9 protein-coding genes are annotated in these 14,010 nt (G+C 49.0%); all 9 read right to left on the bottom strand.

The window, feature by feature from the left end:
- Positions 1 to 17: 17 nt before the first annotated feature.
- Positions 18 to 2,159 carry a prolyl oligopeptidase family serine peptidase gene (locus tag CWE06_RS00895; protein WP_126790424.1) on the bottom strand — a complete coding sequence of 714 codons (2,142 nt, stop codon included), beginning with the start codon at positions 2,157 to 2,159 and terminating at the stop codon, positions 18 to 20.
- Between the two features lie 236 nt (positions 2,160 to 2,395).
- Entirely contained in the window at positions 2,396 to 4,012 is a 1,617-nt protein-coding gene (locus CWE06_RS00890; RefSeq protein WP_126790423.1) for a dihydrolipoyllysine-residue acetyltransferase, read from the bottom strand.
- 11 nt (positions 4,013 to 4,023) lie between these two features.
- Positions 4,024 to 5,001, bottom strand: a complete 978-nt coding sequence (locus CWE06_RS00885; RefSeq protein WP_126790422.1) for a transketolase C-terminal domain-containing protein — start codon at positions 4,999 to 5,001, stop codon at positions 4,024 to 4,026.
- The gene (locus tag CWE06_RS00880; RefSeq protein WP_420808506.1) at positions 5,001 to 6,194 is read right to left on the bottom strand and encodes a thiamine pyrophosphate-dependent dehydrogenase E1 component subunit alpha; all 1,194 of its coding nucleotides are present in this window, start codon (positions 6,192 to 6,194) and stop codon (positions 5,001 to 5,003) included. Before CWE06_RS00880 ends, CWE06_RS00885 begins: the two co-directional genes overlap by 1 nt.
- Before the next feature lie 153 nt (positions 6,195 to 6,347).
- Positions 6,348 to 7,388: a succinylglutamate desuccinylase gene (astE, locus tag CWE06_RS00875; protein ID WP_126790421.1), complete on the bottom strand. Its 1,041-nt coding sequence runs from the start codon at positions 7,386 to 7,388 to the stop codon at positions 6,348 to 6,350.
- A 41-nt stretch (positions 7,389 to 7,429) separates the two neighbouring features.
- Positions 7,430 to 8,167 (bottom strand): DUF599 domain-containing protein, encoded by a 738-nt coding sequence (locus tag CWE06_RS00870; RefSeq protein WP_241972437.1) that lies wholly within the window; start codon positions 8,165 to 8,167, stop codon positions 7,430 to 7,432.
- A gap of 127 nt (positions 8,168 to 8,294) precedes the next feature.
- Positions 8,295 to 11,429, bottom strand: a complete 3,135-nt coding sequence (locus CWE06_RS00865) for an efflux RND transporter permease subunit (protein WP_198679003.1) — start codon at positions 11,427 to 11,429, stop codon at positions 8,295 to 8,297.
- A gap of 2 nt (positions 11,430 to 11,431) precedes the next feature.
- Positions 11,432 to 12,655: an efflux RND transporter periplasmic adaptor subunit gene (locus CWE06_RS00860; protein ID WP_126790419.1), complete on the bottom strand. Its 1,224-nt coding sequence runs from the start codon at positions 12,653 to 12,655 to the stop codon at positions 11,432 to 11,434.
- A gap of 341 nt (positions 12,656 to 12,996) precedes the next feature.
- Positions 12,997 to 14,010: a tRNA lysidine(34) synthetase TilS gene (gene tilS, locus CWE06_RS00855; protein WP_126790418.1), complete on the bottom strand. Its 1,014-nt coding sequence runs from the start codon at positions 14,008 to 14,010 to the stop codon at positions 12,997 to 12,999.

The raw sequence follows: 14,010 nt of genomic DNA, 5'->3' as shown, positions 1-14,010 counted from the left end.
TCAATTAGCTTAGAAACTTAGCGTGGCAGTTCACTATAGCCCATGTTGTATAAGATAAACGAGAACACGTCGGCGGCTTGGTCAATAACCATTGACACCGGCATACCCGCACCGTGGCCAGCATTGACGTCAATCCGAATCAACTGTGGGTTTTCACCACCATCTTTCGCCTGTAACTCAGCGGCATACTTAAACGAATGCGCCGGTACAACGCGGTCATCGTGGTCAGCCGTGGTCACCATCGTTGCTGGGTGATTGACACCTTCACGGACGTTATGCACAGGTGAGTAGCCGAGCAAATACTCAAACATCTCTTCGCTTTGCTCAGATGTGCCGTAGTCATATGCCCAGCCTGCGCCCGCCGTAAAGGTGTGGTAACGCAACATGTCTAACACACCAACTGCTGGAATTGCGACTTGGAAAAGGTCTGGACGTTGGGTTGACACCGCAGCCACCAACAAGCCACCATTCGACCCACCACGAATCGCTAACTTATCGCTGCTGGTATAGTTTTCCTCAATGAGGTACTCGCCCGCAGCAATGAAGTCATCGAAGACGTTCTGACGGTTTAACTGGCGACCTGCATCATGCCAAGCTTTACCGTACTCGCCACCACCACGGATATTGGCAACGGCATAAATACCGCCCATGTCCATCCACACCGCGTTTGCAACGCTGAACGAAGGCGTCAGGCTGATATTAAAACCACCGTAGCCGTAGAGAATGGTTGGATTGGTGCCATCACGCTCAAGATCATTGCGATAGCTGATAATCATTGGAATCCGCGTGCCGTCTTGCGAAGTATAAAATACCTGCTCAGACGTATAGTTTGCCGGGTCGAAGTTAGTTTCCGGGCGATTAAACAGCTCACTCTCTCCAGTATGCGGATCGAAACGATAAATGCTGCTTGGCGTCGTGTAATTGGCAAAACTAAAGAACAGCTCCTCGGCGTCTGCCTTGCCACCGAAACCACCGGCACTACCAACACCAGGCAGCTCGATTTCACGGACCAAATTACCTTCTAAGTCGTATTGCTGCACTTGCGCGACCGCATCGACAATGTAATTAGCAAAGATGTAGCCAGCACCGGTACTCGCACGTAACACGTGATTAGTTTCCGGAATGACATCCTGCCAATGCTCAGGTTGCGGATTGGCCGCATTTGCCATGACCACACGACGGTTCGGTGCATCGCGGTTGGTTAGGAAATACAGGGTATCACCCTCAGCTGTGAGTAAACTGACATCGTGACTTGGCGTCTCAACAATTGCTGTAAAGCCAGCTTCTGGATTCTCGAGGTCTTTAATAAAGAGTTTATTACCTGAGGTCGATACCGATGCCGAGACCAATAAATACCTGTCATCACGGGTCACGCTAGCGCCCACGTAACGATGAATTTCCTCTGGCTTCTCACCAAATACAACTTGGTCTTCGGACTGCGGTGTACCCAAGCGATGGAAATAAAGCTTATGCTGCTCGGTCATCGCTGACAGCGCACTTCCGTCTGGCTTGTCATAGCTTGAATAATAAAAGCCTTCGTTACCGACCCAGTTAATGCCACTAAATTTGATGTCTTCGAGCACATCACCAATTTGTTCGCCAGTTTCGACATCAATCACGATGATCTTCCGCCAGTCACTGCCGCCCTCAGAAATCGCATAGGCCGCTAAACTGCCGTCACGCGAGAAGCTCAAAGAAGCCATTGACGTTGTGCCATCAGCACTAAACGTATTTGGGTCGAGGAACACCTCTGGCTCGCCGTCATCTTTCTGACGGTACAAAACAAACTGATTTTGCAGGCCATCGTTGCGATAGAAATAGGTGTAATCGCCTTCTTTAAACGGCGCACCTAAACGCTCGAAATTCCATGAGTCTTGTAACCGCTCACGAATAGAATCACGATATGGAATTTGCTCTAAGTAAGAAAATGTCAGTTCATTCTGAGCTTTAACCCAAGCGCCAGTTTCAGCGCTGCGATCGTCTTCTAACCAACGATATGGGTCTGCAACTTGGCGACCAAAATAGGTGTCGACCACATCGCCTTTACGCGTTTCTGGGTAGGTTAAATTTGATTGCGCGGCGTCTGTCTCTGCTGGCGCTGGGGCTTCAGCACAGGCAGTTAACAGGGCAACCGTCAGTAATGGAATGGCGTATTTCATGAAGCTAGGCTCTCCAAGTGTTGTTGTTATAGTTGTTTCAGATTAATTTTGTTACAGATTAACAAAGTCCTAAGCCAAAGCCTATGCTGTTTAGCTTAGTAATTAATCGCTATACCGAGCAGCTAGCGCTATTTCGCCGAAAGTAAGTTTTCAACAGCCATAAAAAAACTGCCTAAGTAATTCCCTTACTTAGGCAGTTTTAATTTGCTTCAAGCGCTAATTATTTAAAGAGACACTTAGCGCATCACGGTCAGCATTTGCATTGGATCTTCAAGGAACTGCTGCCAACGCTTATTGAAGTTTGCAATGGTCGCGCCATCAATAATCCGATGGTCACCTGACCAACTTGCAGTCATCATATCGCGACCAACAACGCTTCCGTCTGCTGCAAAGCGCGGTAAAGTCTGCACCTTACCTAGCGCAACAATCGCTGCTTCTGGCTTATTGATAATCGGTGTCGTCACCGTACCACCGACAACGCCAATGTTGGAAATGGTAATCGTGCCACCTTTCATGTCCGCTTGCGCAACTTTCCCTTCCCGCGCGTCAGCCGTTAAGCGGTTCACTTCTTCAGCGACTTCTAACAACGACTTCTGCTGTACCGCCTTAATGTTCGGCACCATTAAACCCACTTTGGTTGCAACGGCCATACCAATGTTATGGTCGTCGAAATAAGTGATTTCTGTGGCTTCGTCATTCAGCTGAGCATTCATAATTGGGAATTCGCTGAGTGCTAATGACATTGCTTTAATAAAGAATGGCATCAAGGTTAAGCGCACACCCTGCTCGGCATATTGTGCTTTGAGTTTCGCATGCAATGCACGTAACTCAGTGAGGTCAAACTCTTCAGCATACGTAAAATGCGGAATAGTTCGCACCGAATCGGCCATTTGCCGTGCCATCGCTGCACGCACACCGCGCATTGGCTCAGTCCGCTTGCCGCCCGTCGCTTGTGTTGCGGCCGGAGCACTGGTTGCTGCAGGTGCAGAGCTTGCTGGTGCAGCTTTAGTTGCAACAGAAGACGCTTTAGCAGCGCTCAGATCTTCTTTCAGAATCCGACCTTTCTTGCCACTCCCCTGCACCGCAGTTAAGTCAATTCCTGCTTCACGGGCACGTCGACGCACTGCAGGGCTTGCCAATACCTTACCGTCTGCAGCCGGTTGTGGAGCTTCAAACTGGCCACCTGCTGCGCGCGCTGGCTCTGCAGTTGCAGGCGTTGCAGTTGCAGACGCTGCCGCTGGTGCTGATTCGGATGCAGATGTTGTTGCATCTGCTGCGCCAGTTAATGCAAACAGCGGCGCACCAACTTTGGCAATGTCGCCTTTCGCGTAATACAACTTGCTCACCACGCCGTCAGATTTGGCCGGAATTTCAACCACCGCTTTATCGGTCATAACCTCGACGACAACTTGGTCTTCTTCAACTTGCTCGCCTTCGCTCACACGCCATTCAACGATCTCACACTCGACAATACCTTCACCAATATCTGGCAAAATAAAGTCATTCGCGCTGCCTGCAGCTGCTGCCGGAGCGGCTTTAATTTCTTCTGGTTGCGAGTCTGCCGGTGCAACTGGCGTCGGCTTACTTTCTGCTTGCGCAGGCGCTGAGTCATTGCCTCCTGCGTCAATTGCAAAGAGTGGCTCACCTACTTTGGCGATGTCGCCTTTGGCGTAGTAAAGCTTAGTGACCGTACCGTCAAATTTGGCAGGAATCTCGACCACTGCCTTATCTGTCATCACTTCGACAACGACCTGATCTTCTTGCACTGAATCGCCTTCCTGGACTTGCCATTCGACGATTTCACACTCAACGATACCTTCACCGATATCTGGTAAAATGAAATCCGTGCTCATGAAAGCTCCTGTTAGTAATTCAGTGAACGTTTAATCATTTCGTACGTCTTCAGATGATCTGAGAAGTACTCTTTTTCGTGCGCAAGCGGGTACGGTGTATCTAAACCTGAAGCACGCATAACCGGCGACTCCAAGTACAGGAAACATTTTTCCTGAATCGTTGCTGCCACTTCGCTACCAAATGCCATGGTATGCGGCGCTTCTTGGCTGACGACCATACGGCCGGTTTTCATCACCGACTGCGCAACTGTGTCGACATCCCACGGTAAAATACTGCGTAAGTCGATAATTTCGACGCTGACGCCGTCTTTCTTCGCCAATTCTGCTGCGCGCTCAATCACTTCAACTTGTGCGCCCCAGCCCACGACCGTGATATCAGTACCTTCCTGAACAACTTCAGCCTTACCGATAGGCAGGGTGTACTCTTCTTCTGGCACTTCGCCAACCGCAGCGCGATATAACCGCTTCGGCTCGAGGAATAAAACTGGGTTTGGATCAAAAATCGCACTCAGCAACAAGCCTTTGGCTTGATACGGGTTGCGTGGAACAACAATTTTTAAGCCTGGCGTGTGGGCAAAATAAGCTTCTGGTGATTGTGAGTGATAGTGACCACCATGAATACCACCGCCGTATGGGGTACGAATAGTTAAACCGCCGACATTGAACTCATTACCTGAGCGATAACGGAATTTGGCAGTTTCGTTCACGATCTGGTCAAATGCCGGGAAAATGTAATCACCGAACTGAATTTCCGCAACCGGAAAACTTCCTTGCGCCGCCAAACCGTTAGCAAAACCGATAATGCCCTGCTCAACCAGAGGGGTATTAAAACAACGGCTGCGGCCATATTTTTGCTGTAAACCGCTGGTCGCGCGGAAAACGCCACCAAAGTGGCCAACGTCTTCACCAAAAACACTAACTTTGTCGTTCTTTGCCATCGCCACATCAAGGGCGCTGTTGATGGCTTGGAGTAAATTCATTTTTGCCATTACTTAACGCCTCCTGAGGTAGCCGGGTACGCATCTGGATATTGCCGGATGTGTGCTTTTAACGCTTCAAGCTGATCTTTCAACGCTTGCGTCGGCTCGTCATAGACGTCAACAATAATTTCATCAACATGCGGCGCAGCAACGGTTTCAGCGCGTTTTAATGCCGCTAAAACTTCTTCTTTATGCTGTTGCATTTGCGCGTCAGCTTCTTCTTCGCTAATCCAGCCTTGCTTCACTAACCAATTGCGGAAGCGGATCATCGGCTCGCGTTTCCGGCGAGCTTCTTCCTCTTCCTTGCTGCGATAACCACTTGGGTCGTCCGATGTTGAGTGGCCGGCCATCCGATATGACATGGCTTCAATAAGCACGGGCTCATTCTCTTCAACCGCTAAGCGACGAGCTTCTTGCACCGCTTGGTAAACGGCAAAAATGTCATTACCGTCAACGCGAATGGCTTTCATGCCATAACCAACAGCGCGAGGGGCAATGCCATCGCCAGCAAATTGTTCATTGGCAGGCGTCGAAATTGCATAACCATTGTTCCGGCAGAAGAAGATAACTGGCACTTTAAACACAGCTGCCATATTTAAACCGGCGTGGAAGTCACCTTCTGAAGCGGCGCCTTCACCGAAATAACACAAGGTACAGGTTTTCTCGCCAGACTGCTTCTGACCATAAGCGTAACCCGTTGCTTGTGGGATTTGCGTGCCCAGTGGCGACGAAATCGTCATGAAGTTCAAGTCAGCACAGCCGTAATGCACTGGCATTTGCCGACCTTTACCCAGATCGAGTTCGTTCGAGAACAGTTGGTTCATGAACTGGTCAATGGTAAACCCGCGAAACGCCAAAGCGCCTTGCTCACGGTATTGACCCATGATCATGTCTTCAAACTTAAGCGCCGCAGCCGAACCAATTGCGGCAGCTTCTTCGCCCAATGACGACAGATAAAAACTAATCCGACCTTGGCGTTGAGCGGCAATCATGCGCTCATCTAAAATTCGAATAAACTGCATGGTACTGAACATTTTCAGTGCCAGCTCTTTGCCGATTTCTGGAAGTTTGACTCCTTTATGCACCGTGCCATCTTCTTTCAACAGCTGATACATAGGAATATCAAGGGCATTCCCGGAAATTACCTGCAGTTCTGTAGTCACTGCAGTTTTTTGAGGATCCTTTGCCATTTGCGTAGCCATAGCGTTCTCTTCAGTGTGTTAATACTTTGTGACAGACTTTACCTTTACGTCAACTGCGTTGCAAACTTTGTCGTTCAGTTCTGTCGTAAATGGTGTTCATTCTAGCGTACATTTGCCAAGTGCTTGCTCTGACCAGACTTAATTGGCGAAAGATTAGACAATATTGAGATGTTGTAGAGCGACCGGCATTACGGTCAAAAGCGCTCGCTGACCAATCGCCACTTTCGCATTTGGAAAAATAATTGCCTCGCCATCCTGTTCTGCATAAATCGGCTCAGAGCCATCGCGCGCAAGTAAGTCACCTTGTTTAAAGGGCGTGAAATTAGCCACATCATCGGGGAAATTCAACTGAAAGTCGTCTTGTGTGCGGTTAATACTGCGTTGTACTTGGTAAACCTGAACACCGCTCAGTTCTGGCGCTGCAGCAATATTTGCGCCTTGCGTAATTAGTGCGATCAGTTGTGATTTCGTTTTTGCAAATCGGCTCATGTCGTTTTCCCCAAACGGGCGTACCTTACCCAATTCAACCGTAAAACCGTGGGCTTGACATGAATTAACGGAAAAATACGAGAATGTTGTAGTTGGGCCTTCGTGGAGAAGTACGACAGGAACGTCTAACGCAGCCAATAAACGGAGTTGCTCAGCCGAATAAGGTTTGCCGTTCTGGTATGGATAAACAGCGAACTTTTCGTGTTTGGAATCACGAATAGCGGTATGCAAATCGTAATGCATGCGCGTGTGTGAGCTTGGCGTTGCCGCAAAGAAATCAGTTACAAAGCCTTCTAAAGCTTTCGCGCGCTTGCGTTCACGGTTAACTAAGCCAGCCCCTTGGCTATGTCCGCCGCTAAATAACCGGTTCATATTCTCTTCAACAAACCTGCGGCCAACGTTAATTGCTGCGGGGTTTGCAATTAAAAACAGCACACGACTTTGCGGCACGAGTTCCTCTCGCATGAGTGCGCTGATTAATTCATCGCATATTTCAATCGGTGCGGTTTCATCACCATGCACGGCACAGGAAAGCACTAAGTCGAGTTTCGCTATGTTCTCAGCAGGCTGGAATTCGATTACCCCACTGTCATGTTGAATCACCGTCACCCCATTGTTGAGGGTTGTTGATTGCGCAGTTAGCCCACCCCATTCATGTTGCCGAGAAAATGCTAAAAAATTGTCGTGTGGCCAAGAATGCAACATTGTGTTGAAAGCTCCTTGATAGAAAAATCGAACGAATGAATTTACTCGCTTGTGGTGCTCTTAGGACCCGGTTCGAGCCCTTGCGACGCCAATAATGCACGGAGGACGCGCGAGTTATACTCACGGCGATAGAGCACAGCAGTGACGATAATACTGGCAGTAATAAATAACCAAGGACTCACAAACCAGCACAAATAAGCCAAAGCAAAATAATAAGCGCGCAAGCCATAATTATATTCGTGACCGGCTTGGTCGAGTACTTTGGCAGCATTTAATGAAAACGCATCACGCTCCGCCTTTTCGACCGTTGGACGAGAAATCGATGGTGCCATGCCTAATAATATCGACACGAAGCCAAACTGACGCACCGCCCAGGTAAACTTAAAGAAGGCGAACACCATAATTCCAGCAATGCCAGCAAGCTTGAGCAGCACTAAACCGTGACTCTGCTGTGTTGTGAACGGAAGCTGCTCGAGAACCCGTACAAAAGCATCATTCGAGGCAATCACCGTCAACACACCGGCGAGCACGAATATGGTGGACGAGGCAAAGAATGTCACTGTACGCTCGACATTGCCAACCAACGCAGCATCGGCAATGTGGTGCTCTTTATGCACCACTGCGTTCATCCATTCCACGCGTAAAGTACAAAGAATATTCGATAACGAATAATAGGTTTTTGCTCGTTTGCGCGCAAAAAACGAATAGCCGACCCAGCAAAACATAAACCAACTTAAGGCAATGATGTCAATGAGTGGAATGGTGATCATCTTAAACATGCATCGTTCTCCCTGCAGTGTTTTTTGTCTGCGCTAGTTTAGGTCATCAGTGTAGCTTTTTTTGTGACAGAAAAAAGGGCAAATTCAACTTTGCCCTCTTAAAATTCATCAACCTAGCTTAATGAGCTCACATGGTTTTTAGGCTTTCTTCCATCACAACTGGACGGCCACGCCCAAACAGCTGTTTGATATCGTTCAATACCAAGTACAAACATGGAATCAAAATCAGGGTGATCACAGTGGCAAACAAAATACCGAATGCGAGCGAGATTGCCATTGGAATGACGAATTGCGCCTGCATACTGCGCTCTAGCACGATTGGTGTTAAGCCCATGAACGTGGTTAATGAGGTTAACACAATCGCACGGAACCGCGCACAACCGGCATTCACCACGACACTGCGCAAGTCGCGCAGTTTATCGCGTGTCTGATTGACGTAATCGACGAGAATCAAACTGTCGTTCACCACCACACCCGCAAGCGCAATAATCCCGAACAAACTCAGAATACTAACCGGCATTTGTAGCACCCAGTGGCCAAAAATCGCACCAATGACACCAAATGGAATGACCGACATAATAATCAGCGGTTGGCTGTAGGACTTTAATGGGATCGCCATCAGCGCGTAGATACCAAATAACGCCAGTAACGCACCAAAGGCCAATGAACCAATCGCTTCTGCTTCATCGAGACTCGCGCCTTCTAAACCAAAACGCACATTGGGATAACGCTCAAGAATGTCTGGGATATAATTCGCCCGTACATCTCTTACAATTGAACTCGGTTCAATGCGCTCCTTGTCCACTCGCGCACGCACATTCACTGAACGCACGCCGTTAACGCGGTTAATGGTGCTGTATCCATCGGCACTGTAGGCTTCAGCAATCTCTTGGAACGGAATTTCGCGGCCATCAGGCGTCCGAATCTTCATGTTTTCAAGGTTGCCGATCGACTGCCGTTCTGACAATGGATAGCGCACCATGACACGCACTTCTTCGTCGTTTCTTGGCAAACGCTGTGCTTCCGCACCATAGAAGGCATAACGCACTTGGGTCGCTAAATCTTGCATCGTCACACCGACGGCATCAGCAGCCGGCTTTAAGCGTAACTGAATTTCCTCACGTGGCGTGCCGAAGGTGTCAGAAATATCAAAAACACCACCATACTCAGCAAGGACTAAGCGCAGGTCGCTCGCAGCTGCCGACAGCTCATCAAGATTACGGCCACTCAATTGGAATTCAAGGTCAAATGATGGCCCACCGCCAATACTGCCTTGGAAGTTCAGCTCTTTAACGCCAGCTAGTTCCGGTACCCGCTCACGCCAACGATTAACCACCGCCAAACCGTCAATTTCGAGCTGCTCTCCTTTCTCTAGCTCAACCATGACTTGCCCTGCTTCGGCGCTATTCAAGAACACGTTAACGTGGCGCACCATCGACTGGTTATGCTCTGCTTGATATTCGCCATTCAGCTCATACAGAGCTTGTCGAATTTGTCGCAAGGTATCGGCTGTGCGTTCTTCATTCGTACCTGGCTGCATTTGTACTTGCGCAAAAATAAAGTCACTCGGGATATTCGGGAAGAATACCCAGCGCACAAAACCACCTTGCACTAAGCCGATCATGATGATCATAAGGGCTAAAAACGATGCAATCGTGGTGTAACGATAACGCACGCATTTTTCTGCAAAAGGCCGGTAACGTTTTTCAACGAAAACTTTGAGACCATCGGAAAAACGATTACGAAAGCGCTGAAAGGCATTCTGTTTTTGATCTGCAGTGCGGCTGAATTTCATGCCGTTAATGTGCGCAGGTAAAATCCACTTTGATTCAATGAGCGAGAAGATTAAACAGAAAATAACCACATAAGCAATGGACTCCCAGAGCCCCGCCATGGTGCCACCAACCATTAGCATGGGTAAAAACGCGACAATGGTCGTTAACACCCCGAAGGTTGCCGGTAAGGCGACTTTCTTCGCCCCGCGAATAACATTCTCTTCGGACTTTCCGTGCGCCTCGATTTCGGAATAGGCACTTTCACCGATAATTATCGCATCATCGACCACGATCCCGAGCACCAGAATAAAGCCAAACAAGGAAATCATATTGATCGAAACATCGAACATCGGCAGGTTCATCAGTGCCAATGCACCAAGGAAACACACCGGTAAGCCGACCATGACCCAGAACGCCAAGCGTAACTGCAAAAACAACGTAAGCGCTAAGAATACCAACGCAATCCCGAAATACATGTTCTTCAACATGAGATCGAGGCGGCCTTGCAGATAGTAAGAACTATCACCCCAATGATCTAAATAAACGCCCGCAGGCAAGCTATCTTGCTTTTGTTCCACATAGCGTTTCACCGAACGAGCGATTTGCAGGTCGTTTTGATCACCCACTGAGTCGACGCGAACAAAGGTCGCTCGACCACCGTCGAACTCAGCAAACGCTCGCGTTTCCACAAAGTCATCTCGAACAATGGCAATATCGCCAATGGTAATCCGCGTACCATCAGGCCGACGCAGCAAAACGATGTCTTCGAACTCGCGGCCACTGTAACTTTGGCCTTTTGCGCGCAGCAAAATATCGCCATTTGGCGTGCGAATGGTACCGCCGGGAATATCAATCGAGGTGCCGCGAACCGCTTGCACGATATCTTGGAACGTTAAACCGAACTGACGGAGGTCATGTTCGGAAATTTCAATCGAAATTTCATCATTACGTGCACCAACCACCGTGGCTCGGGTGATACCGGAAATTGAGCGCACTTCGTCACGGATCTCGCGGGCTAAATTTTTCCGCGAACGCTCGTCCAGGTCGCCATACACCGACATCCAAATGATCTGACGCTGTGGCCGCATCCGATAAACTAACGGGGGTTCAATCTGCGCAGGGAAACTCGAAATACCATCGACGTTCATTCGAATTTCGTCCATGACTTCTTGAACTTCGTAATTCGACTCGACCTCGATGGTCACCGTGCCCATGCCTTCACGGGCATTACTGGTGATGCGCTTAATACCTTCAACTTCGTCAATGGCGTCTTCAATTCGAATAATAACGCCCTGCTCAACTTCTTGTGGTGCCGCTCCGGGGTAAACCACCCGCACCATAATGGTGTTCGGCTCAATGGTTGGAAACATTTGCTTGCGAATTGAAAATACAGCTGCAATGCCGGCAACAATAATCAAGAACATGAGCAAGTTAGCGGCGACGCGATTGCGCGTAAACCAAGCAATAATCCCCGTTTCCCGTTGCATGATTATTCTCCGTCTGCCGCTGAGCTATTAGCGTCTGTAGCGTCTGCGTCCGCGCTACTATGTTGATTTGCTTCGCCGGGAATCCGTACGCGCAAACCATTTAACGGGTTTTCGAGTTGAGTCAGCATCACCAGTTCACCGTCCGCAAGACCGTCGCGAATGTAAACCGCATTGCGATCACGGCGAAATACTTCAACCGTGCGCAATTCAAGCGTCCGCTCTGGGGTAATCACCCACACCTGCTGATTACTATTGACTGCATAACGCGGTAGCTCAATCAGTTGTTCGACTTCAATGCCCTGAATATACAAACGCACAAAACGACCGAATGGCAATGCCGTGCGCTCGTCTTCGCTACGCAAATTGTACGGGTCTTGGACGGCAATGACGGCATAGGTCACACGACTGTCGGCGTCAATGACACCTTCAGTACGAATCAAATGGCCTCGCCACTCCTGAGTGTTGCCGGCAACTTCAGCGCGCAACAGCGCTTCTGGCCGTTTGTCATCGTCATTGAGTAGGGTCAGATCCGGCAGCAAGGATAAATCAAACTCTGACAAAGCCACCCTAATTTCCGCTACATCAGTGCCAAAGAATGCACCAATGTTGGCATTTGCTGGAATGAACTGACCAAGGTTGACATTGCGGCTTTGTAAAACGCCATTAAACGGCGCTTTCACTTGCGTGCGTTCGAGATTCCGTTCCGCCTGCGCTAAACGCGCTTGCGCCGATTGTAGGTTGGCTAATTCACTAGCGAGCTGCGGACGACGTAAACCCAGCTCAGGAATTTCACCGGCTTGAATTGAACGCCATTCTGCTTCTGCGACTTGCCCACGTGCCCGCTCTTCGGCCACCATGGCTTGCGCACGCGCTAAGTTGGCTTTCGCTTCTTCGACGGCAGTTCGATAGTCAAAATCATCAATGCGCAGCAAGACCTCATCTTTACTAAAGAAACCACCGGCGACAAACTTAGGCGAGACCCATTGAATGCGGCCTCCGACTTCGGCGGTAAGTTGCGTGGCAAAGCGCGGCATCACGTTCCCTTGGGTTGGCACTTGAAACTGCACCGAACCGAATTGTACTTGCGTATATTCCACCAACACAGGTAGCCGTTCAGCTGCTTGTCGAGGCGGAGCCTGGCGCATATTGGCCAAAATGTTGTACGCAAAAACCGCCACAATTAAGATGGAAACCGGTATGAGAATGAGTCGTTTTTTAATCGCCATGGATTGTGTAACCGTGATTAGAATGGAGTCCCTAACGCTGCATGGAATTCACAGCCGCTGCCGTTGGTCGCTGACCTATTATTTTTCTACGCTATAAGTTGTGCGTCTATGGTGTACATATATGTTGTACAAATTAGTCTTGCGCTATCTATTTTTATAACGGATCTGATCGTTCTGTCATCAATATGTGTCTATTACGACCGAAACCGAAGTGATAGTTCACAAAAAACTAATAAATTAATAATAAAGTTAAATAGCTTGCGTAAGTATAAACCATGCAAGCGAAAATTTATTCCAAAGAATGTGCAGTCGGTCGCTGAAAGTCGTTTTTCTAGCGAAAACTAGGCAGACTTAAATAACTGGTTAATTTTTAACCACCTCTGTTGGCGATAAACTTCGACTCCACTCCAGCGCACGCGAACTTGCTTACCACTATGGCTGCGCTGAATTTGGGTTTGTAATTCATGGAGAATCGCTGCGCTCGGCAACGTCACTGCATGACCATCGAGCCAAGCACGGAGCATAGCGCGTTGCATCTTCTCATCCCACGACCACCAATCACGAAGCTCTAACCAACCATCGGCTGTTTGATAGCTTGCAAGCTTGTCAGCGAGTAATTGATCGAGCAATTCAGTTTGCTCACCACAAAAAGCAGCTGAGCGCGCGGCAGTCGCTTGAAAGGCAGGAAACCGAGCTTCAATTTGCGGAATAATCACATGGCGGAAAAAGTTTCGCTCAATTCGCGTGTCCTGATTGGTATCATCTTCAATCCAACCAACACCATGTGCATGCGCATAGTCATAGATCTGGGCTTTCGTCACCGTCAACAAGGGTCGGACTAACCGTCGCTGACCTCGAAACGGCGCTACTGCCTGCATTCCTGCGAGTCCTTTCGGCCCGGCGCCCCGTTTCAGCTGTAAGAATAAGGTTTCAACTTGGTCCGTGCGATGTTGTCCGAGCAGAATAATTGCATTTTCGTCCGTGAGTTCCGCTAAGCGTTGATAGCGCGCATTGCGCCCTTGCTCTTCTTTGCTCAGTCGTTTCCCGGTCGGCACATCAATGGCTTCAACAATGTGGTCTATTTCAGCTTGTTGGCAATAATTTCGCAAAAACTCAGCCCACTGCGGCGAGTCCGGATGAAAGTAATGATCGAGATGAATGGCGAGGTACTGGTAATCGGGAAAGTCTTGGCGAAAACGCAGCGTTAAGTCGAACACCGTTTGCGAATCGGCACCGCCACCTAACGCCACAACAATTTGCTGACCCGCTGGTAAATCCAACGACGTCAGCAATTGCACATAGAGTGGGTATAAATCCGCAGGCGTTACCCCTGTCGGTGACGCAGTTTGCGCCAT

The organism is Aliidiomarina haloalkalitolerans (assembly GCF_003987315.1).
GTDB classification, from domain to species: domain Bacteria; phylum Pseudomonadota; class Gammaproteobacteria; order Enterobacterales; family Alteromonadaceae; genus Aliidiomarina; species Aliidiomarina haloalkalitolerans.
The sequence above is the reverse complement of the archived record's forward strand: the minus strand, read 5'-3'. Positions and strand labels throughout refer to the sequence as shown.

Bases quoted from the DNA above. Each gene is read 5' to 3' on its own strand.
- CWE06_RS00865 (WP_198679003.1), bottom strand. From the start codon at position 11,429: ATGCAACGGGAAACGGGGATTATTGCTTGGTTTACGCGCAATCGCGTC.
- CWE06_RS00880 (WP_420808506.1), bottom strand. From the start codon at position 6,194: ATGGCTACGCAAATGGCAAAGGATCCTCAAAAAACTGCAGTGACTACA.
- CWE06_RS00885 (WP_126790422.1), bottom strand. From the start codon at position 5,001: ATGGCAAAAATGAATTTACTCCAAGCCATCAACAGCGCCCTTGATGTG.
- astE (WP_126790421.1), bottom strand. From the start codon at position 7,388: ATGTTGCATTCTTGGCCACACGACAATTTTTTAGCATTTTCTCGGCAA.
- tilS (WP_126790418.1), bottom strand. From the start codon at position 14,010: ATGGCGCAAACTGCGTCACCGACAGGGGTAACGCCTGCGGATTTATAC.
- CWE06_RS00890 (WP_126790423.1), bottom strand. From the start codon at position 4,012: ATGAGCACGGATTTCATTTTACCAGATATCGGTGAAGGTATCGTTGAG.
- CWE06_RS00895 (WP_126790424.1), bottom strand. From the start codon at position 2,159: ATGAAATACGCCATTCCATTACTGACGGTTGCCCTGTTAACTGCCTGT.
- CWE06_RS00860 (WP_126790419.1), bottom strand. From the start codon at position 12,655: ATGGCGATTAAAAAACGACTCATTCTCATACCGGTTTCCATCTTAATT.
- CWE06_RS00870 (WP_241972437.1), bottom strand. From the start codon at position 8,167: ATGTTTAAGATGATCACCATTCCACTCATTGACATCATTGCCTTAAGT.